Origin of the sequence: Nocardia sp. NPDC051911, from assembly GCF_040681035.1 — a bacterium.
GTDB lineage: Bacteria > Actinomycetota > Actinomycetes > Mycobacteriales > Mycobacteriaceae > Nocardia > Nocardia sichangensis.
The window spans coordinates 577,002-600,903 of sequence record NZ_JBFAXY010000001.1; the positions used below are offsets into that span (position 1 = coordinate 577,002).

Annotated in this window: 22 protein-coding genes; 13 read left to right on the forward strand and 9 right to left on the reverse strand. The window is 67.5% G+C overall.

Going from position 1 to position 23,902, the window contains the following annotated elements; all coding sequences use genetic code 11:
- Window positions 1-38 precede the first annotated feature (38 nt).
- Genes AB0L97_RS02915 through AB0L97_RS02930 form a run of 4 tightly spaced genes read right to left on the reverse strand, consistent with a single transcriptional unit; the run spans window position 39 to window position 5,077 of the window.
- Entirely contained in the window at window positions 39-1,178 is a 1,140-nt protein-coding gene (locus AB0L97_RS02915) for a cysteine protease StiP family protein (protein WP_355071157.1), read from the reverse strand.
- On the reverse strand, window positions 1,175-2,635 hold the full coding sequence (locus tag AB0L97_RS02920) for a phosphoribosyltransferase family protein (protein WP_364424825.1): 1,461 nt from the start codon (window positions 2,633-2,635) through the stop codon (window positions 1,175-1,177). Before AB0L97_RS02920 ends, AB0L97_RS02915 begins: the two co-directional genes overlap by 4 nt.
- Complete coding sequence (locus AB0L97_RS02925; RefSeq protein WP_355071153.1) at window positions 2,632-3,846, reverse strand: HpcH/HpaI aldolase/citrate lyase family protein; 1,215 nt, start codon at window positions 3,844-3,846, stop codon at window positions 2,632-2,634. The genes AB0L97_RS02920 and AB0L97_RS02925 overlap by 4 nt, the downstream gene beginning before the upstream one ends.
- A gap of 13 nt (window positions 3,847-3,859) precedes the next feature.
- Window positions 3,860-5,077, reverse strand: a complete 1,218-nt coding sequence (locus AB0L97_RS02930) for a hypothetical protein (RefSeq protein WP_364424826.1) — start codon at window positions 5,075-5,077, stop codon at window positions 3,860-3,862.
- 144 nt (window positions 5,078-5,221) lie between these two features.
- Here AB0L97_RS02930 and AB0L97_RS02935 point away from each other — a divergent pair, with 144 nt between their 5' ends.
- The 3 genes from AB0L97_RS02935 to AB0L97_RS02945 all read left to right on the forward strand — a co-directional run bounded on the left by AB0L97_RS02935 (window position 5,222) and on the right by AB0L97_RS02945 (window position 7,773).
- A complete protein-coding gene (locus tag AB0L97_RS02935; protein ID WP_355071149.1) occupies window positions 5,222-5,797 on the forward strand; it encodes a TerD family protein in 576 nt (191 codons plus the stop codon).
- A 159-nt stretch (window positions 5,798-5,956) separates the two neighbouring features.
- The gene (locus tag AB0L97_RS02940; protein WP_355071148.1) at window positions 5,957-7,054 is read left to right on the forward strand and encodes a DUF475 domain-containing protein; all 1,098 of its coding nucleotides are present in this window, start codon (window positions 5,957-5,959) and stop codon (window positions 7,052-7,054) included.
- Window positions 7,055-7,149: 95 nt separating this feature from the next.
- Window positions 7,150-7,773: a Tellurium resistance gene (locus AB0L97_RS02945; RefSeq protein ID WP_364424827.1), complete on the forward strand. Its 624-nt coding sequence runs from the start codon at window positions 7,150-7,152 to the stop codon at window positions 7,771-7,773.
- A 1-nt stretch (window position 7,774) separates the two neighbouring features.
- On the opposite strand, the gene AB0L97_RS02950 is transcribed toward AB0L97_RS02945, so the two are convergent.
- A complete protein-coding gene (locus AB0L97_RS02950) occupies window positions 7,775-8,671 on the reverse strand; it encodes a DMT family transporter (protein WP_364424828.1) in 897 nt (298 codons plus the stop codon).
- Window positions 8,672-8,754: 83 nt separating this feature from the next.
- On the opposite strand from AB0L97_RS02950, the gene AB0L97_RS02955 reads away from it, so the two are divergent.
- Entirely contained in the window at window positions 8,755-9,288 is a 534-nt protein-coding gene (locus AB0L97_RS02955) for a CGNR zinc finger domain-containing protein (protein WP_364424829.1), read from the forward strand.
- On the opposite strand, the gene AB0L97_RS02960 is transcribed toward AB0L97_RS02955, so the two are convergent.
- The gene (locus AB0L97_RS02960; protein ID WP_364424830.1) at window positions 9,285-10,676 is read right to left on the reverse strand and encodes a hypothetical protein; all 1,392 of its coding nucleotides are present in this window, start codon (window positions 10,674-10,676) and stop codon (window positions 9,285-9,287) included. The genes AB0L97_RS02955 and AB0L97_RS02960 overlap by 4 nt on opposite strands.
- A gap of 214 nt (window positions 10,677-10,890) precedes the next feature.
- On the opposite strand from AB0L97_RS02960, the gene rpsF reads away from it, so the two are divergent.
- From rpsF to dnaB, 5 genes are all read left to right on the forward strand, one after another.
- On the forward strand, window positions 10,891-11,178 hold the full coding sequence (gene rpsF, locus AB0L97_RS02965) for a 30S ribosomal protein S6 (protein ID WP_364424831.1): 288 nt from the start codon (window positions 10,891-10,893) through the stop codon (window positions 11,176-11,178).
- Window positions 11,179-11,266: 88 nt separating this feature from the next.
- Window positions 11,267-11,803: a single-stranded DNA-binding protein gene (locus AB0L97_RS02970; RefSeq protein ID WP_039803206.1), complete on the forward strand. Its 537-nt coding sequence runs from the start codon at window positions 11,267-11,269 to the stop codon at window positions 11,801-11,803.
- Between the two features lie 58 nt (window positions 11,804-11,861).
- Window positions 11,862-12,113, forward strand: coding sequence for a 30S ribosomal protein S18 (gene rpsR, locus AB0L97_RS02975; RefSeq protein ID WP_043700357.1), 252 nt, complete (start codon window positions 11,862-11,864; stop codon window positions 12,111-12,113).
- 17 nt (window positions 12,114-12,130) lie between these two features.
- Window positions 12,131-12,583: a 50S ribosomal protein L9 gene (gene rplI / locus AB0L97_RS02980; protein WP_364424832.1), complete on the forward strand. Its 453-nt coding sequence runs from the start codon at window positions 12,131-12,133 to the stop codon at window positions 12,581-12,583.
- 629 nt (window positions 12,584-13,212) lie between these two features.
- Window positions 13,213-15,807 carry a replicative DNA helicase gene (dnaB, locus tag AB0L97_RS02985; RefSeq protein ID WP_364424833.1) on the forward strand — a complete coding sequence of 865 codons (2,595 nt, stop codon included), beginning with the start codon at window positions 13,213-13,215 and terminating at the stop codon, window positions 15,805-15,807.
- Window positions 15,808-15,825: 18 nt separating this feature from the next.
- On the opposite strand, the gene AB0L97_RS02990 is transcribed toward dnaB, so the two are convergent.
- Both AB0L97_RS02990 and AB0L97_RS02995 read right to left on the reverse strand, forming a co-directional pair.
- Complete coding sequence (locus AB0L97_RS02990; RefSeq protein WP_355071136.1) at window positions 15,826-16,239, reverse strand: MerR family transcriptional regulator; 414 nt, start codon at window positions 16,237-16,239, stop codon at window positions 15,826-15,828.
- 26 nt (window positions 16,240-16,265) lie between these two features.
- Window positions 16,266-17,282, reverse strand: coding sequence for an NADP-dependent oxidoreductase (locus tag AB0L97_RS02995; RefSeq protein WP_364424834.1), 1,017 nt, complete (start codon window positions 17,280-17,282; stop codon window positions 16,266-16,268).
- A 195-nt stretch (window positions 17,283-17,477) separates the two neighbouring features.
- On the opposite strand from AB0L97_RS02995, the gene AB0L97_RS03000 reads away from it, so the two are divergent.
- Window positions 17,478-19,148 (forward strand): cutinase family protein, encoded by a 1,671-nt coding sequence (locus tag AB0L97_RS03000; protein WP_364424835.1) that lies wholly within the window; start codon window positions 17,478-17,480, stop codon window positions 19,146-19,148.
- Between the two features lie 113 nt (window positions 19,149-19,261).
- Here the strand turns inward: AB0L97_RS03000 and AB0L97_RS03005 are convergent, their stop codons facing one another.
- On the reverse strand, window positions 19,262-20,482 hold the full coding sequence (locus AB0L97_RS03005) for a hypothetical protein (RefSeq protein WP_364424836.1): 1,221 nt from the start codon (window positions 20,480-20,482) through the stop codon (window positions 19,262-19,264).
- A 249-nt stretch (window positions 20,483-20,731) separates the two neighbouring features.
- On the opposite strand from AB0L97_RS03005, the gene AB0L97_RS03010 reads away from it, so the two are divergent.
- The 3 genes from AB0L97_RS03010 (at window position 20,732) to AB0L97_RS03020 (ending at window position 23,889) form a co-directional block, all read left to right on the forward strand.
- The gene (locus AB0L97_RS03010) at window positions 20,732-21,643 is read left to right on the forward strand and encodes a DMT family transporter (protein WP_364424837.1); all 912 of its coding nucleotides are present in this window, start codon (window positions 20,732-20,734) and stop codon (window positions 21,641-21,643) included.
- A gap of 102 nt (window positions 21,644-21,745) precedes the next feature.
- Window positions 21,746-22,411: a class I SAM-dependent methyltransferase gene (locus AB0L97_RS03015; protein ID WP_364424838.1), complete on the forward strand. Its 666-nt coding sequence runs from the start codon at window positions 21,746-21,748 to the stop codon at window positions 22,409-22,411.
- A gap of 134 nt (window positions 22,412-22,545) precedes the next feature.
- Window positions 22,546-23,889 (forward strand): wax ester/triacylglycerol synthase family O-acyltransferase, encoded by a 1,344-nt coding sequence (locus AB0L97_RS03020; RefSeq protein WP_364424839.1) that lies wholly within the window; start codon window positions 22,546-22,548, stop codon window positions 23,887-23,889.
- Window positions 23,890-23,902: the final 13 nt, after the last annotated feature.

The window sequence follows — 23,902 nt, forward strand, 5'->3', positions numbered from 1 at the left end:
GATCAGCGCCCGTCTTCGATGGGTTGCCGGGGATAGGTTCACTGCTGCACGTCCTTGATCAATCCCATACACGAATATGCCAGGTCGGCGACGATTTCGACCGGGACACCCCGGGCCGAGGCGAGCATCCGGATGTGCGCGTGCTCCGGCGCGTCCGCCTCGCGCACCAGCACCCGCCACGGCACCCGCCGCAGCAGCACCCGCGTGGTCTCGCCGACACCGGGCTTCACGAAATTCACGCTGGTGATGCCGTACCGCTCCCGCACCTGCTCCACCGATGCCCAGCCGGTCCAGGTGGGCGTCCGGTCGCTCGCGCGGATCGCGGCCACCTCGGCGGGCACCCGATCGCGGATCGCGTCGAAGGCGCCGCTCACGGTGTCCAGCAGGCGCCCGGACACGTCGTCACCGGCCAGTTCGCGGTAGAACTTGGCGCCGTGGAAATCGCCGGGTCCGATCAGCGTGTCGTTCAGAACCGTGCGCGAAACCAGGCCGGAGACAGTCGAATTCAGGCAGGCCGAGGCGATCAGGAAGTCGTCGCGGGTGCCGTAGGTGCGCACGCAGTGCCCTGGATCGGCCAGCACCGCCAATTCGTCGTCGAACCGCGGGCCACCGGCGGCGTGGTAGGCGTCCAGCGCTTCGGTCAGTTCGCGGGTGATCGCGCCTTTGCCGGTCCATCCGTCCACGAACACGACCGAGGACGGATCGTGCTGCTCGGCCAGATAGTCCAGCGCCACCGCGTCGATGCCGCGATCCCGCACGATCGACACCGCGTAGTGCGGCACCTCCAGGCTCGGACGCCGCGAACGCAGCCACCGGCGCATGAGAATGCCGACCGGCGTGCCCGCGCGGGCCAGCGACACCAGGACGACGTCCTCGCCACGTTCGGCGACGACCAGCTCCGACACGGTCGCCACGGCCAGCGCGAGCCGTTCGGCGCTGGCCGCGAGCACCTCGTCGAACAGCGCCCGGTACGACGCGTCGGGCTGATATTCGATCGGCAGCGACTCCGCGTAGTGCGCCTTCCCGGCCTGGATCCGCCGTTCCCGCTCGGCGATGTCGGCCTCCAGGTCGACTTCCGACAGATCCTTCAGCAGCCAGGAAACTTCCTCGGCCGCGTAGGAGCCGAATTCCGGTCCGTGCAACGGGATGGGTAGCGCGCCCACCCTGGTACCGGTCATATCCGGCTCCCGTTCGACTCCACGCGTTCGGCGTACAGCCGCCGCGGATCCGCCTCCGGCAGCACCGCGAGCAGCACGTCGGCCCCGGAAGCGGTCAGTACATCGATCAGCCCGTGTTCGGCCGTCAGCTCCGCGGTGTCGGCAGGCGAGTCGACCACGACGACGAGCACCGGATCGGCGGCCGGGCCGTCGCCCTCCGCGCCGCTGTCCACACCGTCGTCGGTGATCGTCACGGCGGCATCGCGCTCCGACGGGGCGGCGACCAGCCCCGCCAAGTCGGCCTCGAACAGGTCGAGCGAGGTCGCGGGCCACTGCGCGTTGTAGAGATAGCGCGGCGCGGCATCGCCCGGCTCGGGCGCGGTGAAGCGAAACCCTCGCCGCAACGGATATCCCGGCTCATCCAGCACGTACGCGGGCGATCGCGTGGTGGTCTGGAAGCGGGTGGGCGTGCCCGACTCGGCGAGGAGCGCCGCCAATCGCAGGGGCAGGTACATCAGCTCCTCGTGTCCGAGCACGATGACGGGCCTGCCCGCGAAGTCCGCGTCGAGCCGGGCGGTCAAAGCCTGGCCTGCTTCCAGCAGCGCCGCCTCGAACGCGCCGATGTCGGAAGCGAGTACGCCGTGCCTGCCACCCTCTGGAACCGCGGTCGGCCAGGGGAGTTCGACGCGCCCGAACGAACCGAGATGCGCGGCGGTCGGGTTGAGCCGCGGTTCGGGAAGGGCGCCGACCGCCTCGACCAGCCCGTCGGGCAGCGACGCGCGACCGATGGCGAGACAGACCGTGTCGATCCGGGCACCGAGTTCGGCCGCGGCCGCGTCGAATCGGGCGCGATCGGCCTCGGTGCGCAGATCGACCAGTGACGCGAGCACGTAGTGCGCACGGGGCGCGAAGGCGTGCAGCGCGCGCACCGCATCGATCGCCGTCGCGCCGGTGGAAATCTCGTCATCGACGAGTACCAGCGGCAGATCGTTGACGAAGATGTCGGCAGGCGCCGGTTGCAGCAGGTGGGAAGTGGCGTGCGAGTGCCCTTCCTCGAAACCGGCGAGCGTCGACGCGTGCGGCACCGCGCGCCGGGTCGAATGCAGATAGCAGCTCGCGCCGATTCGCGCGGCCACACAATGACCGAGACCCGTTGCGGTCTCGGCGAATCCGAGCACGACGGCATCGCGCTCACCGAGCACCGCGCGGACCAGATCGCCCAGCTGATCGCCCGCACCGAGCACCACCCGCGGATCGGTCGGCAGATGCTTGCCCAGCACGGTGGAAACCAGCAGGTGCGCCCGGCGCCGATTGTTGTGGCGCACACCCGGCTGCACCAGGGCCGTGATCGGCAAACGCGCCGTGCGCAGCCGGTCCGAGCCGAGTTCGCGCACCGGATCGTGATGCAGGTCTATACCGAGAACCTTTGTCGCCCAGAATGTTTCGTTGTCGCCGAAATCGGTCGCGGTTCGGCTCATACGGTGACCAACGCCGTCAGCAGATCCACGAACGACACTCCCTTGTTCGCCACGCCGAACACCCGCGCGCGCAACAGGGTCTGTCGCGCCCAACTGCGATGCGGCCGCATCTCGTTCATCTTGTTCCGGTAGCCGGAGGCCGCCACGCCGCCGACGTCGTCGCGCAGGATGTCCAGCGCGTCCGAGTACTCCTCGTGTGTCACCACCGACAACGCGTGCACGGCCGCCACGTGGGACGGGTGGATCACCGTCTTGCCCTGGATGCCGTTGGCCCGGTCCAACGTGATCTCCCGCAGCAAACCGTCCAGATCCCGGCTGACCAGGTACTGCCGGAACGGCACCGCGTCGGACTCCTCGAACGGCGCCGTCCGCAGCAGCGGCCGGAACATCCGTTCGTGATCGGCGAAGTACTCCCACACCGGCCCCGTGATGACGAATCCGGTTCCGTCCGCGCGCCCCAGGTAGTTCACGATGTCGGCGATGACGTCGGCGACCACGCGCACGTCGTAGATGGTCAGGTCGCGGTCGCGCCGGATGCCGAAGGTCGAGCACATGTCGGTCGCGCCGACCCGCACCGCGAGCACCCGGTCCCGGTGCGCGGCCAGCAGCGCCGCGATCTGGGTGAGTTCGTAATCGCGGGTCTCCCGATGCACCAGCCCCGCCGACTCCAGCACCGGCATCCCGTACAGCGGCCGGCCCAGCCGCTGGGCCGCCACGTTCAGCGCGTTGAGGTACTTCGGCCCGGTGACGCTGTCGAACTTCGGGAACACGAACCCGGTCAGCACCTTGGCGCCCGGTCCGAGTTGCTCGATGAGCTCGGTGATCGTGTCCGCGTCGCGCACCCGAACGAACAACAGCGGGTTGGCGTCGTGGCTGCCCGCGAGCAGATCCAGCGCGTCGACGGTCTGCCGCTTGGCGTACTCCACCTCGTGATCGGCCACCGCGTCCTCGAGGTCGATCACCATCGAACACACGCCGTGCCCGGCCCGCCTGCCGATCGTCAGCGCGAGATCGGGCCTGGTCGCGGGCGCGTACAGCGTCGCACCGAGACCGATCGCGAGCAGCTCGCGGTCGGTGTTGTCGTCGCCGAACGGTTCGGGCTGCCGGTGGAAAAGACGCCTCGCCTCCGGTCCGGGCAACTGCCGGAAGTGGCGCAGCGGCATTCGCTTCCGCAGGGAAACCTCCTGCTGGACGGCGATGCCTGCGGTCATCGTTGCCCCATTCTCATTCTCGTCGTGGTCCTGCTTGTCTTCTCATTCGATCCACTACCCCGGCTATGAATTCGGTGACGGCATCCAGTTCCGCCACATAGGCCCAGTAGTCGGGGTGACGCCCCGACAGTGTTTCGCTGATTCGGTCGATTCGTGCCGCTTGCGCGTCGAGGACCGAGCCCCATTCGGCGACCAGCCCGCGGCTCACCGCGAGCATCTGCGCGTCCCGCAGCCGGAATCGTACGGCCTTGGCCTGTTCGTGCGGGTCGGACCGAATCGCACGCAGCAGGCTGAGCCGCTTGGTGACGGCGTCGACTCGCTGCTCGGCCTCGGCGAGGAACCCGCGCGCGGATGTGGTCAGATCAAGTGCAAACTCCGGATTGTTCTCTACCGCCGCCGCACGCGCCCTGCCGAGGGCCGCGTCCGCGGCCTCGATGGCTCGCTGACTTTCCCGCTCATTGTTAGCCAGATCGGCCGAACTCGCAGCATTGAACTCGCGCAGCAGCGCCGAGAACGCCTGCGGAACGCCTTCGGCCCTGGTCCGGACCGCGGCAAGCCGGGTTGTCACGGACGATATCGCGTTGTTCGCGGCCGCCGCCCGAGATGGTGCTTGCGCCAACGCATCCGCCAGCTCGTTGGTGACCGCCTGCAGATGGTTCGCGGCCTCCCGCACGGTGCCCGCGGACCCGCCGGAACCCGCCGCCTCCAGTGTGACCAGCGCCTCATCGACCGCGGCGGCGTGCCTGCGCACCGACGGATAGTCCGCGAACTCCGATTCGGCGGCCCGCCCGCGCACACCGGCCGCGGCGACCTTCACCTGCTGGGCCAACTGCGGCACCGCGCCGAGCACCGCCACCGCCTCCTCCAGCTTGCCCTGGTCGCCGCGATAGAACTCGTCGACCGCGCGCGCCGCGTCGGCCAGTTGCCGTACCGCCGCGTCGACGCGCTGCCGGCCCTGCGGCACCGGCGGGCCGCCCTGCTGCGCGGCCTCCAGCTCGGCGCTCAGCGTCAGATACACCTCCGCGGCGCCATAGCATCTGTGCCGCAACGGTTCCCAGCGCGCGCCGGTACGCCGCTCGGGGAAGATCTGATCGGCGGCGTGCACCGCCGCCTCGGCCGCGCTCTGGCGCCGATCCATGTCGAGGAAAGCCGTCGCCAGCGTCGTGCGGGCATGCTCGATCCACTCGTCGTTCTCCGACGAACGAAACCATCCACGCCTCCGGCCTGCCACGCCCCGATGGTAGGAGATCTTCCTGTTCGCCGGGGGTTACGCGGGTTCCTACGAAAGTTCGCGGAAACCTACTACTGTCGATGGCGTCCCCGGCGATCCGGACATGCTGGGAACCAATGACGGACTATTGAAAGGGAATCCCGCATGGGTGTCAGTTTGTCCAAGGGCGGCAATGTCTCGCTGACCAAGGCGGCGCCTAACCTCACTGCTGTCTCGGTCGGCCTGGGGTGGGATGTGCGGACCACCACCGGCACCGACTTCGACCTCGACGCCAGCGCCATCGCGACCGGCGGGGACAAGAAGGTCCTGTCCGACCAGCACTTCGTCTTCTTCAACAACCTGCGTTCTCCCGAGGGCTCGATCGAGCACGCGGGCGACAACCGGACCGGCGAAGGCGAGGGCGACGACGAGGTCATCAACGTCGACCTGGCGAACACCCCGCCCACGATCGAGAGCATCTTCTTCCCGGTCTCGATCTACGACGCCGACTCCCGGTCGCAGTCCTTCGGCCAGGTCCGCAACGCCTACATCCGTGTCGTGGACCGCAGCAACGGCGAGGAGCTCGCCCGCTACGACCTCACCGAGGACGCCTCGACCGAGACCGCCATGGTCTTCGGCGAGCTGTACCGCAACGGCGCGGAGTGGAAGTTCCGCGCGATCGGTCAGGGCTACGCCTCCGGTCTGGCGGGCATCGCCCGTGATTACGGCGTGAACGTCTAAGCCCCACTTAGCTGTTCACAGGGGGCCCGGCGACGGGCCCCCTCGTCGTGCCACCCAGGCATGCCGGCGCCCTGGGAGCAACGTTGGACAACCGGCGATCCAGCAGCCACGCTGGTAGCAAACGTCGCCGCCTCGTTTTCACTCACGAAAGGTCCCAGCGTGGTCCTGCGCATATTCGGCATGTCCCTCGTCGTCACGGTGCTCTCGCTCGTCGTCGCGGTCGTGTACGGCGGACCGACCGCCCTCGCGCTCGCCGCGATCCTCGGCATCCTCGAGGTGTCGCTCTCGTTCGACAACGCCGTGATCAACGCCACCGTCCTGGAACGGATGAGCGCGTTCTGGCAGCGGATCTTCCTCACCGTCGGCGTGCTGATCGCCGTGTTCGGCATGCGGCTGGTCTTCCCGCTGGCGATCGTGTGGATCACCGCGGGGCTGGATCCGGTGCGGGCCTTCGACCTGGCCCTCAACCCGCCCCCGGACGGCGCCCTGACCTTCCCGGACGGCAGCCCGAGCTACGAGAAACTGCTCACCGACGCGCATCCGCAGATCGCGGCGTTCGGCGGTATGTTCCTGGCCCTGCTGTTCCTCAACTTCATCTTCGAGGAACGCGAGATCACCTGGCTGAGCTGGCTGGAGCGGCCGCTTGCCAAGGCGGGCAAGCTGGACATGCTCTCCGTGGTGGTCGCGGGTGCGGGCCTGATCCTCACCGCGGAGTTCATCGCCGACGAGGCGCACCGCTCGACCGTGCTGGTCGCGGGCCTGCTCGGCATGATCACCTACATCGCGGTGGACGGGCTCGGCTCCATGTTCCACACCGAGGAGCAGAGCGGAGGGCCGTCGGAGCTGGTCAAGGCCACCGGTAAGGCGGGCTTCTTCCTGTTCCTCTACCTGGAGGTGCTCGACGCGTCGTTCTCCTTCGACGGCGTGATCGGCGCGTTCGCCATCACCTCCGACCCGATCATCATCGCGCTCGGCCTCGGCCTGATCGGCGCCATGTTCGTCCGGTCGATCACGGTGTACCTGGTTCGCAAGGGCACGCTGTCGGAGTACGTCTACCTGGAGCACGGCGCGCACTGGGCGATCGGCGCGCTCGCGGCGATCCTGCTGGTCTCGATCGGCGTGCACATCAACGAGGTCGTCACCGGCCTGGTCGGCGTCGCGTTCATCGGTGCGGCGTTCATCACCAGCATCGTCCGCAACGGCCGAGCGGACGAAGAGGAACTGGACAGCGAACGGGAACCGACGCCGGTAGGCTGATTCCCGGCAAGCAGCCCGAAGACCCGTTGCGGCAGCGGCCCCATCCCGAGGGATGGCCGCTGCCGCTCTCGTTTCCACAGAGGGGGGATCGCGCCATGGCGATCGACGACAACCCCGGCGGCGTCAACCTGTCCAAGGTGACCCTGTCGAAGGCGACACCGAGCATCAACCTGACCAAGCCGGGTGAGCAGCAGGGCACCATGCGGGTCAACCTGAACTGGTCGAGCGGACCGAGGGGATTCTTCCGCCGCGCCAAGCCGATCGATCTCGACCTCGGCTGTCTCTACGAACTGTCCAACGGCGCCAAGGGCGTCGTCCAGGCGATCGGCGGCAATTTCGGCACGCTGGAGGCCGAGCCCTACATCCGGCTCGACGGCGACGATCGCAGCGGCGCGGCCGCGTCGGGCGAGAACCTGCACATCGACCTCGCGCGGCCCGAGCTGTTCCGGCGCATCCTGATCTTCGCCTTCATCTACGAGGGTGTGCCGAACTGGGCCGCCGCCGACGGCGTGGTGACGCTCTACCCCACATCCGGTCCGCAGGTCGAGGTCCGCCTCGATTCTCCGGTGGACGGCGCTCGCTCGTGCGCCATCGCCCTGCTGCAGAACCAGGGGGCCGGGGTCACCGTGCACCGGGAAGTGCACTACGTCAACGGCGCCCAGCGCGAACTCGACCAGGCATACCAGTGGGGCATGCAGTGGCAGGCCGGGCGCAAGTAGGTCACCGCGGCACCGGCACCGGCTGCCGCGCGACGACCGCCGTCGCCGGCTTGCGAGCCGCGAACACCAAACCCACCAGGCCGATGGCGAGTCCGGCGACGGTCAACGGTCGCAGCGGCTGATCGATCAGCAACCAGGCCAGGATCGCGGTCACGGCGGGCGTCGCGAAGAACAGCTTGCCCACCCTGGTCGCGTCCCACCGGCGCAACATGGCGTTGAGCAGCAGGAACGCGGCCATGGAGTTGACCAGCACCATCCAGATGAGCGACCCGGCGAACCGGCCCACGTCCGACACGTGCACTTGGCCGGACAGCCAGGTCAGCACCCCGGCGATCGGCGCGCTGATCGCCACGTGCAGCGCCGTGGCCGCCCTGGGATCGACGGTGGGCGTGAATCGCTTCTGGTACACGGTGCCGATGCTCAACCCGAGCAGCCCTGCCACGCACAGCAGCAGTCCGGCCAGGGAGAAGTGGGACTGGTCGAACACGGCGAGTGCGACTCCGATGCCGCCGATGCCGAAGCCGAACCACTGCCGCATCGTGACGACTTCGCCGATCAGTCCGGCGCACAGAGCGATGACCACCGGATTCAAGCCCTGCACCAGCGCGATCACCGCCGCCGAAACATGCTCGGCCATCGCCGTGTAGAACGCGCCGAACTGGACCATCTGCATCAGCAGCCCGGCGACGAGCACGTGACGCAATTGGCCTCCCTGCGGCCACGTGACCCGCGCGAGGAGGGCGTAGGCCGTGAGCAGCACTCCCGCGACGGCGAAGCGCACGAACAGCACCAGTAGCGGCGGCGCCGCGCCGACCCCGATCACCCCCGCGATGAACGCACTGCTCCACAACAAGACGAACAGCGGCTGCGCGGCCACCATCGCGAATCGGCTCTGCACGGACCCTCCTCGAGTAACCACCTTGGGTGGTTATCACAGTGGCATCCGGTTCAATAACCTGTCAAGGCGGTTACTATGAGGAGGTGTTCACCTTCGTGAGCGGCAACCTCGCCCTGGACTTCGCCGGTACCGTCATGGGGCGCTCGACCAGGTTCGAGGACGTCCTCTCCACACCCGCGGCGCTGGCCGACTGGATCGTCGCCGCGGGCCTGCTCGACAGCCCGCCAACCGCCGACGCGGACACCCTCGCGCGGGCGGTGCGCTTGCGTGAGGCGGCCTATCGCATGGCGCTGGCCGCTGCCCGCGAAACCGCCTTCGACGACGGCGATCGCCGGACCGTCAACGAATTCGCCGAGGGCGTCCCGCCCTCGATCAGCCTGCGCGCCGACGGCACGGTCGTCCGTTCCGGCGACGCGGACGCGGCCTTGGCCGCCGTCGCACGTTCCGCGATCGAGTTACTGGGCAGCCGGGCGCTCGTCAAGGAGTGCGGTCGCCCCGTGTGCACGCGGCTGTATGTGGACACTTCCCGTGGCGGCTCGCGCCGGTGGTGCGACATGACCCTGTGCGGCAACCGCGCCAAAAGCGCGGCCTTTCGGGCCCGGCACGGTGGGCCTTAGACCACCGGAACCAGATCGCGGGGGTCGGACCGCGCGGCCCGGGGCGTCATCGACCGATTTCCACGCGGCGCCGCCCACAGGAAGACGAAGAAGAACACGATCAGCAGGCTCGCGCGCCCCCACACACCGAATTGGACGATGTGCTCCATCAACTCGACCGACTTGCCCGTACCCATCGAGTAGAAGTAGCGGAACACCCCGATCCCGATGGCCGCGTCGGCGACGAGATAGCTGCCGACCAACCACCAGGGGATCTCGAGCAGCACCAGGAACGGCACCAGCCAGAGGGTGTACTGCGGGGAATGCACCTTGTGGAACAACAGGAATCCACACAGCATCGCGCCGCTCACACCGACCCACGGGAACACGCCGGTCGCCAGGTAGCGCCGCCAGCCGAGCCACATGGCCAGCGCGAACGCCGCGAGCACCAGCAACGGGGAAGCGACCGAGACCAGTTGCTGGAACGCCGCCTCGCTGCGCGGATCGGGACCGAACATCGGCCGAAGTCCCCAGTACCAGATGGAATTCGTGGTGATATCGGCCTGACGCAACTGCTGGAAGGTGATGGACGCGCGCCAGCCTTCGTAACCCACCAGCGCGAACGGCAGATTCACCACTACCACGGTGCCGATCGCCGCGCCCGCGGTGAGCAGAGCGCCACGGACGTCCGGTCCGCGATCGCCCGCTCCCGCGTCGCGCTCGCCACCGCCGGTGAGCACGTACGCCAGCAAGGGCAACACGAAGATCCCCGGGTACAGCTTGAGGCAGAACCCGAGCCCGAGCAGCACCGCGGCCACGACGCCCCTGGTACGCACCGAGTAGCGGGTCAACGCGGTCATCACGTAGACGGCCGCCACCGCCGTGCACACCACCGGAAGCTCCCAGTTGTGGAAGGCATAGAGCACCAGCGGCGGTCCGGCCGCCCACAGCAGGGCCGCGCCGCCGGCCAGGCGAGCCAGCATCCACGCGGTCAGCAACGCGAAGGGCGCCAGCAGCAGCGCCGAGTACCGCAGGAAATCGGCGTCATTGTGCGCGCCCACCGCGCCGAACCACATCAGCACGCCGCTGAGCACCGGATATTCCACCGCGCCGCCGACCAACGCCCCGTCGTCGGTGATGCCGCCGGTCACATAGGGAAAGACGTGCTCGTTGATGTCTCGGCCGAGCCAGAGGAATTGGATATCGGAATAGCAGACGTCCGAATCCTTGATCACATCGAAAACCGTGCTGCGCCCGTCCCGGTCGAACGGCGCACCCGCGCAACGCGCCTTGTTCGCGTACGCCAGCGCGAGGACGAGACCGCAGAGCAGCACCACCACCACGGCGAACGCCGCGCGGCGTCGCACGCCACCCGCGGGCAGGTCGCTGGCGGCGAGTCCGGTCGGCATGGATCCACCCTAAGCGGACGGTCGGGGCCGTGCCGCCATTCCCCTTCCTAGCGACGCGAACGCGCGAGCCGAACACGTGCGAGCCGGGGCGGCTCGCGGGGCGATTTCACTGCTCAGGTGCCGCTCATGTAGCCTGTTCGGGTTGCTGACGCAACGACCCTCCTGCCACGGACCGTCCGTGGCCGTTTCCTAGTCCACAGGAGGTGATTGGTCCGTGCGTCATTACGAAGTGATGGTCATCCTCGATCCGAGCCTGGACGAGCGCACTGTTGGTCCGTCGCTGGACAACCTGCTCAGTGTCGTTCGCACCGAGGGCGGCAAGATCGACAAGGTCGACATCTGGGGCCGCCGCAGGCTCGCCTACGAGATCGCCAAGAACGCCGAGGGCATCTACGCCGTGGTCGACCTGACCGCCGAGCCCGCCACCGTGAGCGAGCTCGACCGCCAGCTCGGTCTCAACGAGTCGGTGCTGCGCACCAAGGTTCTGCGCCACGACAAGTAGTCCGGCAACCCTCGTTTGCGTCGGAGCCTGTGCCTAGGCTCTAGCGCAACAGCGAGACGCGGACTGCACACCGAGCAGGAGGAACCACATGGCAGGCGACACGGTCATCACCGTCATCGGAAATCTGACGGCCGACCCGGAGCTTCGATTCACACCGGCGGGACAGGCGGTGGCGAATTTCACCGTCGCGTCGACTCCCCGTGTGTTCGACCGTAATTCGAACGAATGGAAAGACGGCGAAGCGCTGTTCCTGCGCTGCAATATCTGGCGCGAGGCCGCAGAGAATGTCGCCGAAAGCCTGACCAGGGGTTCCCGTGTCATCGTGAGCGGACGGCTCAAGCAGCGCTCCTACGAAACCCGCGAGGGTGAGAAGCGCACGGTCGTCGAGCTCGAGGTCGACGAGGTCGGTCCCTCGCTGCGCTACGCCACCGCGAAGGTCAACAAGACCAGCCGCGGCAGTGGTGGCGGCGGCTTCGGGTCCGGGTCCGGCGGCGGTGGCGGCTACGCCTCCTCCGGTGGTGGCGGTGGGCGTTCCGGCGGTGCCGAGGACGACCCTTGGGGCAGTGCGCCCGCGGCAGGCTCCTTCGGGGGCAACAGCCGCATGGATGACGAACCGCCGTTCTGAGAACGGCCACAACGGCCCGCACGAATTCGGGCCATCACTGATTACGGAGTACAAGACCATGCCTAAAGCGCCCGCGCGCGAAAAGGTGCTGAAGAAGAAGGCTTGCTCGTTCTGCAAGGAGAGCAAGACCGGAACCGTCACGATCGATTACAAGGACACGGCGTTGCTGCGCAAGTACGTCAGCGACCGCGGCAAGATCCGCGCCCGCCGCGTCACCGGCAACTGCGTCCAGCACCAGCGTGATGTCGCGGTTGCGGTCAAGAACTCGCGTGAGGTCGCGCTGCTGCCTTACGTGTCGACGGCTCGCTGAGAAAGGGAGGCACGCCAATGAAGTTGATTCTTACCGCTGATGTGGACAACCTCGGTGCCCCCGGCGACACCGTTGAGGTCAAGGACGGCTACGGCCGCAACTACCTGCTGCCGCGCGGCCTGGCGATCGCGGCCAGCCGTGGCGCGCAGAAGCAGGTCGAGGGCATTCGCCGGGCGCAGGAAGCCCGCCGGGTCCGCGACCTGGACCACGCCAACGAGCTGAAGCAGGCCATCGAGAACCTGGAGTCGGTCTCGCTGGCGGTGAAGACCGCGGGCACCGGCAAGCTGTTCGGCTCGGTGACCCAGTCGGACGTCGCCGCGGCCGTCAAGGCGGCGGGTGGCCCCGTCATCGACAAGCGCAGCATCGAGCTGCCGAAGGCGCACATCAAGTCGACCGGCAAGCACGCCATCCTGGTGCACCTGCACCCGGACGTGGCGGCGAAGTTCGACCTCACGGTCACCGCCGCCTGATTCCAGGCATCGCGTCGAGGACCACTCCCGTCCGTTCACGGGAGTGGTCCTCGGTCGTGCTCTGCTGCCGCGAGCCGCTTTGTAGCTAATTATTTGCCGGATGACCGAGCGCGTCATCAGGGACAATCTGGGCCGCACCGCACACCGCAACGACGCCTGGTCTACCCAGCCTGTGGATTACTGGTCGAACCGACCGTCCGCAATGTGATTCAGGCCATATGCAGCTCACGTGCTGTTAACCCAACACGCCCGGCTGTTCAACTTGGCCGACACGCCGGTACTTCATTAATCCACACCTGGAAGAACGCGGAAGTCCATATCTATCTGCGTATTTGACCCCGCCGACCTGGGTTTTCCCCAAGTTGTACACAGGGGGTGCACACGGTTGGGTGAACTCTCCCCAAGTTATCCACAGCTGTGTGCACAGCGCGGTTTGGTGCACAGCCAGCGGGTCGCCTAGGTTCGTCGCATCGCTGCGCGCGGGCCGCTCCCGAGCGCGCGCACGGACCGGTGCCGCGGCGGTAGCTGGAGCCCTGGTCAAAGGCTTTTTCGAACGTGTCGGTGCCCGGGAGTAAAACGAGTCGACAGGGTGCATCCCGGTCGTGGGGTAGAGAGGACGGTCGAGTCTGGTGACAACCACCGATGACCGCGGGCACACGGACTTCCCGCCCGAACCTCCCGGCGAGGACTTCGGCCGCCAGCCTCCGCACGACATGGCGGCCGAGCAGTCGGTGCTCGGCGGCATGCTGTTGAGCAAGGACGCCATCGCCGACGTCGTCGAGGCGATTCGGCCCGGCGATTTCTACCGTCCCGCCCATCAGGCCATCTATGACACGATCCTGGATCTCTACGGGCGCGGCGAACCCGCCGACCCGGTGACCGTCGCCGCGGGCCTGGACCGCCGTGGCGAGCTCAAGCGCATCGGCGGCGCGCCGTATCTGGTCACGCTCACCCAGACCGTGCCGACCGCGGCCAACGCGGGCTACTACGCCGAAATCGTGGCCGAGAAGGCTATTTTGCGCCGCCTGGTCGAGGCGGGCACCCGCATCGTCCAGTACGGCTACGCGGGCGCCGACGGCCAGGACGTCGCCGAGGTCGTCGACCGCGCCCAAGCCGAGGTCTACGAGGTCACCGAACGCCGCACCAGCGAAGACTTCCTCCCCCTGGAAGAACTGCTCCAGCCGACGATGGACGAAATCGACTCCATCGCCAGCCGCGGCGGCATCTCCCTCGGCGTCCCCACCGGTTTCACCGAACTCGACGAAATCACCAATGGCCTGCACCCCGGTCAGATGATCATCGTCGCGGCCAGGCCTGGTGTGGGCAAGGCGCTGGCCCTGGATACCCCCCTTCCGACACCCACCGGATGGACCACCATGGGTGAGGTCCACGTCGGCGACGAATTGTTGGACGCGAAGGGTCGTCCCACCCGCGTCGTAGCGGCGACCGACGTTTTGTCCGGGCGTCCCTGCTACGAGGTGGAGTTCTCCGACGGCTCCGTGCTCGTCGCGGATGAACAACATCAATGGCTCACGGAGACCAGGGCATCCAGACGGTCGAAACGGGCAGCTGCCGAGGTGCGTACGACCGCCGAGATCGCGAGAACGCTGCGGTGCGACACCGCGGATCGCAGACTGAACCACTCGGTCAGCAATTCCGGCCCGCTACAACTGCCTGCGCGCGCCCTGACGGTGCCGCCCTACACGCTGGGCGCCTGGCTCGGCGACGGAACGTCCGCCGCCGCACAGCTCACCTGCGCCGATCCAGAGATCATCGCGCGAATCGAGGCCGAGGGGATCGTCGCGGTGCCCTCGCGGTCGGCTCGGCTGCGTTATCAGCTGACATTGCCTGCCGACGAGCCGATCCCCGCACGCGAGTGCCTGGTCTGCGGCAAGGAATTCGTTCCTTTCACCACCGAGGTCCGCACCTGTGGGCGGTCCTGCGGCGGAAAGGCTCGGTTCCTTTCGGCTCCGGTGCCTGCACCGCGCTGCCCGAATTGCGGCGAACGGTCGATCGGTCTGCGCCTGTGCCAGAAGTGCCGGAACACCGTCGGGAGCGTGCGGGCGCGCCTGCGGACGCTCGGTGTCCTCGGTGACAAGCACATTCCCATCGACTACCTGCGAGCGTCCGAGCAACAGCGACGGTCCCTACTGGCCGGTTTGCTGGACACCGACGGCACCGTGACCAACGGCGGCTCCGTACAGTTCAGTGTCACGAACGCCCGGCTCGTCGCAGACGTGCACGAGCTGATCGTCGGCCTCGGTTACCGCTGTCATCTCTCCACCAAGCGAGTCCGAGGGCGTTCCGAGGAATCCTCTACCGCTTACACCCTCACCTTCGCCACCGACGACGAGGTGTTCGGTCTGTATCGGAAGGCCTTGCTGCACAAGGAACGGCGCGCCAGCCGCAGCACGGTGCGATCGAACTCGCGATTCGTCGTCGATGTACGCCGGATCGACAGCGTGCCGGTGCGCTGCGTCGAAGTGGACAACGCCGATCATCTGTATCTGGCCGGACGCTCGATGATTCCCACGCACAACTCGACTTTGGGAATGGATTTCATGCGCAGTTGCTCGATCAAGCATGGCTTGGCGAGCGTTATCTTTTCCTTGGAGATGAGTCGTACCGAGATCGTCATGCGGTTGTTGTCGGCGGAGGCGAAGATCAAGCTCGGGGATATGCGGTCCGGGCGGATGAGCGACGACGACTGGACCAAGTTGGCGCGGCGGATGAGTGAGATCAGCGAGGCGCCGCTGTTCGTGGACGATTCGCCGAACCTGACGATGATGGAGATCCGCGCCAAAGCGCGGCGGCTCAAGCAGCGCCATGATTTGAAACTCGTGGTCGTGGATTACCTCCAGCTGATGACGTCCGGCAAAAAGGTCGAATCCCGTCAGCAGGAAGTCTCGGACTTCTCCCGTAATCTGAAACTGCTGGCCAAGGAACTCGAAGTGCCGGTGGTCGCGATCAGCCAGCTCAACCGCGGTCCCGAACAACGAACCGACAAGCGCCCCATGGTGTCCGATCTCCGCGAGTCGGGATCTTTGGAACAAGACGCGGATATGGTCATCCTGCTGCACCGTCCCGACGCTTTCGAGCGCGACGACCCGCGCGGCGGTGAGGCCGACCTGATTCTCGGTAAACACCGTAACGGCCCCACCGCGACGATCACCGTCGCCCATCAGCTGCATTTGTCGCGGTTCGTGGATATGGCGCGCGGCTGAGTTCGGGGGAGGCTGGGCTCAAGTACCGCACGGCTGTTGGTCTTCGCCAGTCGGCTCGCTCGGGCTGTCCTGTGCCAGCCACGGCATCCGGTCGATCAGGCGATCACGTAGTTCGATCAGATTCGCGATGCGCCGATTGAGCTCGGCGAACCGTGGTGGGCCGACGGATGCGTACCCGTTGGGGCACCGCGGCTCGAACGGGAAAGTTTGGGGCAGGTCGCGGTCGAGGTAGGGCACGAACGCGCGGACATCGTCGATGGTGAATCCGGCATCGAGCAGTTCCCGGATGTTGTGTACCCGCTTCACCGCCTCTTCGTCGTAGCGGCGGTAGCCCGAAGTGGTGCGTTCACAGGTGAGCAGACCTCGTTCCTCGTAGAAGCGCAGAGCGCGCGTGGTCGTTCCGGTCCGCTCCGCCAGTTCACCGATCAGCATTGTCGTGTCCTTCCCGTGGTGACTGTTCAACGCGTGAGCCGCACAACTACTTTCCCGGTGTAGCGACCTCGCACCAGGTCGAGCAGTGCCTGTGGAGCGTTTTCCAGCCCATCGACGACATTCTCGGCGTGCCGCAGCGAACCCTCGGCGAGCCACTGGCGTAACCGCCGTCCGAATTCCGGCGCCAGATCCAGGTGATCGAGGGCGGTGAATCCGCGCAGTGTGATTCGCTTCGCGATCACCGGCAGCAGGTCTCCGGGCCCACCATCGGGCGTCCCACCCGCGCGCTGCCGGGCGAGCGCGCCGCACAGGGCGATTCGTCCGCCGACGTTCATCGTCTCGATCGCGGCGCGCAGTTGCGCGCCGCCGACGTTGTCGAAATACACGTCGACCCCTTCCGGCGCGGCTGCCCGGAACTGGTCGGACAACGGCTGGTCGTGATAGTCGAACGCCGTGTCGAAGCCGAGCTCGTCTATGACGTAGCGGGCCTTCCGCGGTGATCCCACGCTCCCGACGACTCGCCCGGCGCCGAGCAGTCGCGCGAGCTGGCCGGCCAGGGTTCCGGTAGCTCCGGCGGCGCTGGAGACCAGAACGGTCTCACCCTCGCGTAACCCCGCGACCACGGTCAGCCCCACATACGCGACCAATCCGAAACCGAGGTACGTCGACGGCGACGGATACGCCTGTGCGTCGACGACCCGAACGCTGTCGGCGTCCGCGATGGCGTACTCGCGCCAGCCGTGTTGGTGCAGCACCAATGCTCCCTCCGGCACATACTGGTCAGCGGACGCGACGACCTCACCGATCGCGCCACCGGACATCACTTCGCCGACGGCGAAGGCGGGCATCGGGATTTCGGGATATCCGCCGATTTGCATCAGCATCCCCGGATCGAGCGACAGGTACAGGTTGCGGATCAGCACTTGTCCCGGTGCGGGGTCGGGTACCGCCTCTTCGATCAGCCGGAAGTCCGGCAATGCCGGCAATCCGTTCGGTCGCGCGGCCAGCTGAATCGCTCGGGAGGTTCGCGTCACAGTCGTCATGCCCCGACGCTAAGGATTGACGCATACGTGAAGGTCAAGCAGCAGCCAGGCGCAAGGGGACGCTTCGCGGTTCGAACCCTTCCATCCGGCACTAAGTAACGCGCAGGGTCCCTACCACGACGTCCTCGGTGACGTATGGCCCGTCGGGGGGCTTGTCCGTCCACTTTGTCGGTGTATGGAATGGGAAATCAGGACATGGCTCTTCGCGAGTTCTTCGCGCGGCATCGCATCGCTTCGGCGGTTGCCGCTCCGGCGGTGCTGGGCGTGGCGGCGGTGGTCGCCACCTCGTTGGCGTTGACGTCGACGCCGGAAACCAGGGAAACCCAGCTCACGACCTCCGTCACGGAATGCCGCGACATGGTCACCATCTCGGTGGCCGGTCGCAACGACACTCCGGTGGAGGGGACCACCAGGATGCTGGTGGATGCCAACGGCAACCCGTTGCCCGCCGCGCTGTCGGGTGATCACAGCAGTGAGTGGGTCGATCCGGTCGTCAACGCACCGGCCGACGACGTCGACCCCGACGCGTACGCCGCGGTCTACATCGCCTATCCAGCGAATATGTCCACCTACGAGGACGCTGTCAACGCGGGTGTCGCGAATACCGAGCGGGTGATGCGGGAGATCGCCCAGGCGTGCCCCGACACCAAGTTCTCGATCGTCGGCTACAGCGAGGGCGCCGACGTCGTCCGCCGCGTCGCGATGCAGATCGGCCATCAGGAACCCGGCCAGGACGGCGCGTACGGGATCGTGGATCCGGACGACGTCGTCGGCGTCGTCATCCTCGCCGACTCGGGTCGCTCGGCGGGCGACGGGCCGTTCCCCGGATCGAAGGACCCGTTCAGCAACCCGGACGGCTTCGACCAGCAATATCAGAACGGCACGAACGCGGTTCCCGGGCAGGGCGCGGTGCGCGGCAGCAGCGGTGACTTCGGCGCGCTGAACGGCAAGATCGCGTCGTTCTGCTCCGACGGCGATCTCACCTGCTCGGCGCCGCAGAACATCTCCCTGCTGCAATTGGTGGTCAATGTCGGCAGGCAGTTGAACGTGGACGCGCTCGAGCGCGACGGGCTCACGCCCGCGACCGGGCAGGACGTCGCCGTAGTCCTCGGCCGGATCGCGATGGCGGCGTTCGCGGACATCCAGTCGCAGCCGAACTGGATGCAGAGCGACGAGACCTTCCTGCAGGTGCTGCTGCGGGTGTCGGACCCGGCGTACAAGCCGGGTGAGAAGAAGGCGCCGGTGCAGGCGGACTCCATTGCCACGAACGACATGTCGCCGCTGGCCTACCTGCCGCAGAAGGTGCTCAACGAGATCGTCGGGCTCATCGTGACGAACCAGAACACGATCCCGGTCATCCTCAGCGACCCGTACAACCTCACCCTGGGCCCGAATCACACCGGTCACCACTTCGACTACTGGGACGACGCGGACCCCGCCGCGGGCAAGCCGCTGACCTCGGCGGAGTACGCGGCCGCGTGGCTCACCCATCTGGCGAAGCAGGCGCAGGCCGGTAAGCAGGTCGACCCGACGTCCAAGCCGCAGGAGGCGGACCTGGCCGCCGTGTACAAGGCGGCGGAGACCACCTCGGCGGCTCCGACGACCGCACCCGCCAAGAGCTCGACCACGGCACCGAAGCCGACCAGCGCCGCCCCTACGACGACCGGCACCACGGACCGGCCGACGACGACGGCGCCTACCTCGACCACCACCTCGGCGCCGGTGGTCACCACCACCACGCCCGCGCCTGCTCCGGTCGCGGCGCCGGTCGAAACGACGAAGCCGACCACCACGACCGAATCGACCACGACGACAACGCACTCCGCGGCGCCGACCACCACGGCGACCGCGAAGGCGTCGAACTGATCGACCCGCGGGCCGCGATCACAGCCGTTCGGCGTGATCGCGGCCCGCGGCGTATTCGCCCGCCAACGCGCGAGTGGTGACGTGTAACCGGGTGCGCTCGGTGTCGGGCGGAATCAGTCGTGCACGGCGCGAAGGTTGCGGGCCAGCACTTCGACGCGATGGCGTTGGAGCTGGGTGAATTCCTCAGGATGATGGATCTCCACACTCAGCCGTCCGGCGAAAGTGCTGATGACGCAGGTGCCGCCGCCCGGTTGCTGCGGACGGCGGCCGGTCAGGTCCGGCTTCGCGAGCATGGTGGAGTGGAAGTCGTCGATGCGCAACTCGCCCTGCTCGGGCAGCGGCGGGATAGTGCCCCAGTTGGTCGCGATGACCACGCCGGGCAGAGCCGGTCGCGGCGCCGCCGCCATGTCGGGGATGCTCAACGGCGTGCGTTGCACGATGCCAGCGGCCAGGCCCGCGTGCAGCGCCGCGCTGATGCCGCGGGCCGATTCCACCAGCGTGACGGCGGATTCGGGGGAGAGGTAATTGGCGAAACCGAGGACGTTCGTGCCTTCGGTGGCGGAGATTTCGGGGCTCACCCTGGTCCGCAGGTCGACGGAGTACAGGTAGAGCAGCCCGGTGAGCGGTAGCTCGCGGATCTCGGCTTCGGTCCGCAACAGCGCCGCCGACACCAGACCGTGCACCGTGACGTTCTCGCGATGTCCGAGGGCGACCAGCGCCGCGGTCTCCTCTCGGGAGAGCCGGCATCGGGTGGTGTGCAGCGTCGGATAGTCGTCGTCGCGCGGCTGCGGTACCTGTGGCGCGGTAGCAGCGGCCCCGGCTCCGGGCAGCGCCATCTTCTCGATGCCTCGCGCCGCGAGCAGATGCTCGATCGATTCGGGGAACGCGTGCACCGGCGACTCGGGGATCTTTCCGCCGACCGCGTCTCGATACCCGGCCCAGAACTCGGTGACGATGGCGAACGCGTGGAACGCGTCCGCGATGCTGTGATGGATCACGACGGTGACGCTCGCGGTGTCGCCGTCGCGTACCACGCACAGCCCACAGACGCCGGTGCGCTGGTCGAATTTCGCTCCGGTGAAGGCGAATTCGGTATCGCCGTCGGCGACGAAGACCTGGGGTGCCGCGTCCGTCACGGTGAAGACTCGACCGCCGTCGGCGGACGACTCGATGCGGGCGCGCAGAATGGGATGCGCCCGGGCGACTGCCTCGAAGGCGGCTGTCAACGCGGGCAGGTCCAACCGACCGGATACCCGTGCCGCATAACCGATGAAGACCTCGCCCGCGGCGAACATCTCCTCGCTCGGGGCCAGTCGGCGGATGACGTCGACCACGATGATGCCTTCCCTTCGCTCCGGGCGAAGACTAGCCCGAACAACGTTGCACTCGCGCATCATTCGCTCAAATAGGACGAACGGGACATGGAAACGGAGCGAACCGGCCTTGCCGGAGCGGGGAAGTGGATCTGTCGGATGATCGGATCGCCTGGATAAGCTCCCAGTGGTCGAAAGCGAGCGGAGCATGTTCTCAACCCCCGGCACCGAATCGGTCGCCGTCCGTCCGCGCCGCGCGGTGGTCGTGCGATGACCCGCCGCGGATGGGCCCTCTTCCTGGCGATGGGCGTGATCTGGGGCGTGCCGTACGCGATGATCCGCATCGCGGTGGAGGATCTCGACCCGATCGTGGTCGCGTTCGGCCGCACGCTGATCGGTGGCTTGCTGCTCCTGCCGGTCGCGCTCTACGCCGACGCGCTGGCGCCGGTGTTCCGGCGATGGCGGCCTCTGCTGCTCTACACCCTGGTGGAGATCACCGGGCCGTGGTTCCTGATCGGGTACGCCGAGACCACGCTGCACAGTTCGACGGTCGGCTTGCTGATCGCGGCGGTGCCGCTGATCGCCGTGGTGATCGTGACCGTGCTCGGCCACGACCGGTTCGACGCGAGCCGGGTGGTCGGCCTGCTCGTCGGGTTCGCGGGCGTCGCCGCGCTCGTCGGCTTGGATGTCGATTCGGGGAATCCGGCGGCGATCGCGGCGATCGGGCTCACCACGGTCGGCTACGCGGTCGGTCCGATCGTCATCAATCGCGCACTGGCCGATCTGCCCCCGCTCGGTGTGGTGACCGCATCGCTGCTGCTGGCGGCGGTGATCTACGCGCCGTTCGCGGGGTGGCTGCGCCCGTCGCGCATCACCGCCGACGCGGCCTGGTCGGTGCTCGGCCTCGCGGTGATCTGCACGGCCGTAGCGTTCCTGTTCTTCTTCGCGCTGATCGCCGAGGTCGGCCCGGCCCGTGCGACGGTGATCACCTACATCAATCCCGCGGTGGCGATCCTGCTCGGCGTCACGGCGCTCGGCGAGCCGCTGACCGCGGGCATGGCGCTCGGCTTCCCGCTGGTCATCCTCGGTTCCGTGCTGGGAACCGCGCGCGGTCGCGACACAGCGGCACGAGCGGACGCGCCCGCCGCGCCGGAGGCTGCCGCCCAATTACCCGAGAGGTGATCGTCACGGCGCCTCATCACCCGGCACCGCGTCTACGCGGACGGCCTCGCCGTCGCCCTGGCATTCGATTCGAGGGAGTGAGCACGTAATACGCTGCTCCGGGTGCTGGATTCGACCGAAGACTTCGCAGACGAACACCCTGACGTGGCCGCCACCCGAGCCGCCTACGACGACGTCGCCGAGCTCTACACCGAGCTTTTCCGCCACCACCTCGCCGGTGCGATGCTCGATCGGGCGATGCTCGGCGCCTTCGTGGAATCGGTGGCGGGCAACGGCTCCGGCCCCATAGCCGATGTCGGCTGCGGCCCAGGACGGATCACCGGACACCTCGCTGCGTTGGGTGCGCAGGTATTCGGGATCGATCTCTCGCCGCGAATGGTGGAGCTGGCCCGCGTGGAACATCCGCAGCTACTTTTCGCGCAAGGTTCCGTAGAGCAGCTACCGATAAGCAACGAGGCGCTCGGCGGCATAGTCGCGTGGTATTCGTTGATTCACCTCCCACCGGATCGCGTGCCGCACGTGTTGAGCGAGTTCCATCGGGTACTCGCAAGCAAAGGGCACGTGTTGCTGGCTTTCCAGACGGCCGACCAGCCCGACGCGGTGGAAGCCTTCGACCACAAGGTGACTCGCGCCTACCGGTGGGCGCCGAAGCGTCTCGTGCGTCTGCTCGGTGACGCCGGGTTCGCCATGATCGCTCGCATGGTGCGCGAGCCGGGTCCCGACGAGCGGTTCGGGCAGGCCTACCTGCTGGCCTCGAAGGTTCGGTGATTCACCGAACGCGGTCCGTCGCGCCCGGGTAAGTTTGTCGTGTCGCGGCGGTTTCATGGCTGCGCGGGCCCGCCGACAACGTGGTCGATTCGTACTCCGAACATCCTCACCATGTCGTCAGGGGGCGACTCATCATGGAATTCATCGCGCCGGTCGATGCCGTCTTCTTGCTCGCCGAATCCCGCGAACAGCCGATGCACGTGGGAGCGTTGCAGCTGTTCGAGCCGCCGGAGGACGCCGGAGCGGACTTCGCCGCACAAGTGCACGACAAGCTATTACGCAGCACCGACATCGATCCGGCCTTTCGCAAGCATCCCGCGACGATCTTCGGGTCTCCGCAGATGGCGTGGACGCGCGCCGAGGACGTGGAACTCGACTACCACGTGCGGCGGCTGGCCGTGCCCGGGCCGGGACGCATGGACCAACTCGTTGAGCTGGCCTCCGGCCTGCACGGCAGTCTGCTCGACCGGCACCGCCCGCTGTGGGAGTTCCACCTGATCGAGGGCCTCGCCGACGGCAGGTTCGCACTGTATTCGAAGATGCATCACGCGTTGATCGACGGCGTTTCCGCCCAGCGTCTACTCCGGCGCACGCTGACCGGCGATCCGTCCTCGAGTGTCACGCGCGTGCCGTGGCACCTGCCTCGGGGCAGGCGTAGGACGCCGTCCGGTACGGATGGTGTGGCGCGAAACCTGTTCTCCGCCGCGACATCCGGCGCATCGGTGCTGCGTGCCGCGCGCACCGCGCTGTCGCGGCAGCAGCTGACCCTGCCGTTCGCGGCGCCGCGCACCATGTTCAACGTCCCGATCGGCGGCGCGCGCCGTGCGGTGGTGCGGTCCTGGCCGTTGGAACGGTTGCAGCAAGTGAAAAAGGCGACCGGCTCGACGCTCAACGACGTGGTGCTCACCATGTCGGCGGGCGCACTGCGGCGCTACCTGCTCGAACGAGACGCTCTGCCGGACAAGCCGTTGGTCGCGATGGTGCCGATGTCGCTGCGCGCCGAGGACGACGACGAGACCAACGGGGTCAAGGTCGGCGCGGTGCTGTGCAACCTCGGCACCGACATCGCCGATGCGCTGGAGCGCCTGCAGGTGGTCACCGCGTCGATGCGCGACGGCAAGGACGTCTATCGCACGCTGTCGTGCAATCAGACGATGGCGTTGTCGGCACTGATGCTCAGCCCGCTCGCCCTCAACCTCGTGCCCGCGCTGATCCCGTGGACCAGTCCGACCTTCAACATCGTCATCTCGAACGTGCCCGGGCCGCGAGAGCCGATGTACTGGAACGGCGCGCGTCTCGACGCGAGTTACCCGCTGTCGATCCCGTTCGACGGTCAGGCGGTGAACATCACGCTCACCTCCAACGCGGGCAATCTCGACTTCGGCCTGGTCGGCTGCCGTCGCAGTGTGCCGCAGCTGCCCCGTCTGCTCGACCACCTGGAGGAGTCGCTCGCCGAACTGGAGCGCGCCACCGCCTGATCCGGCATCGCAT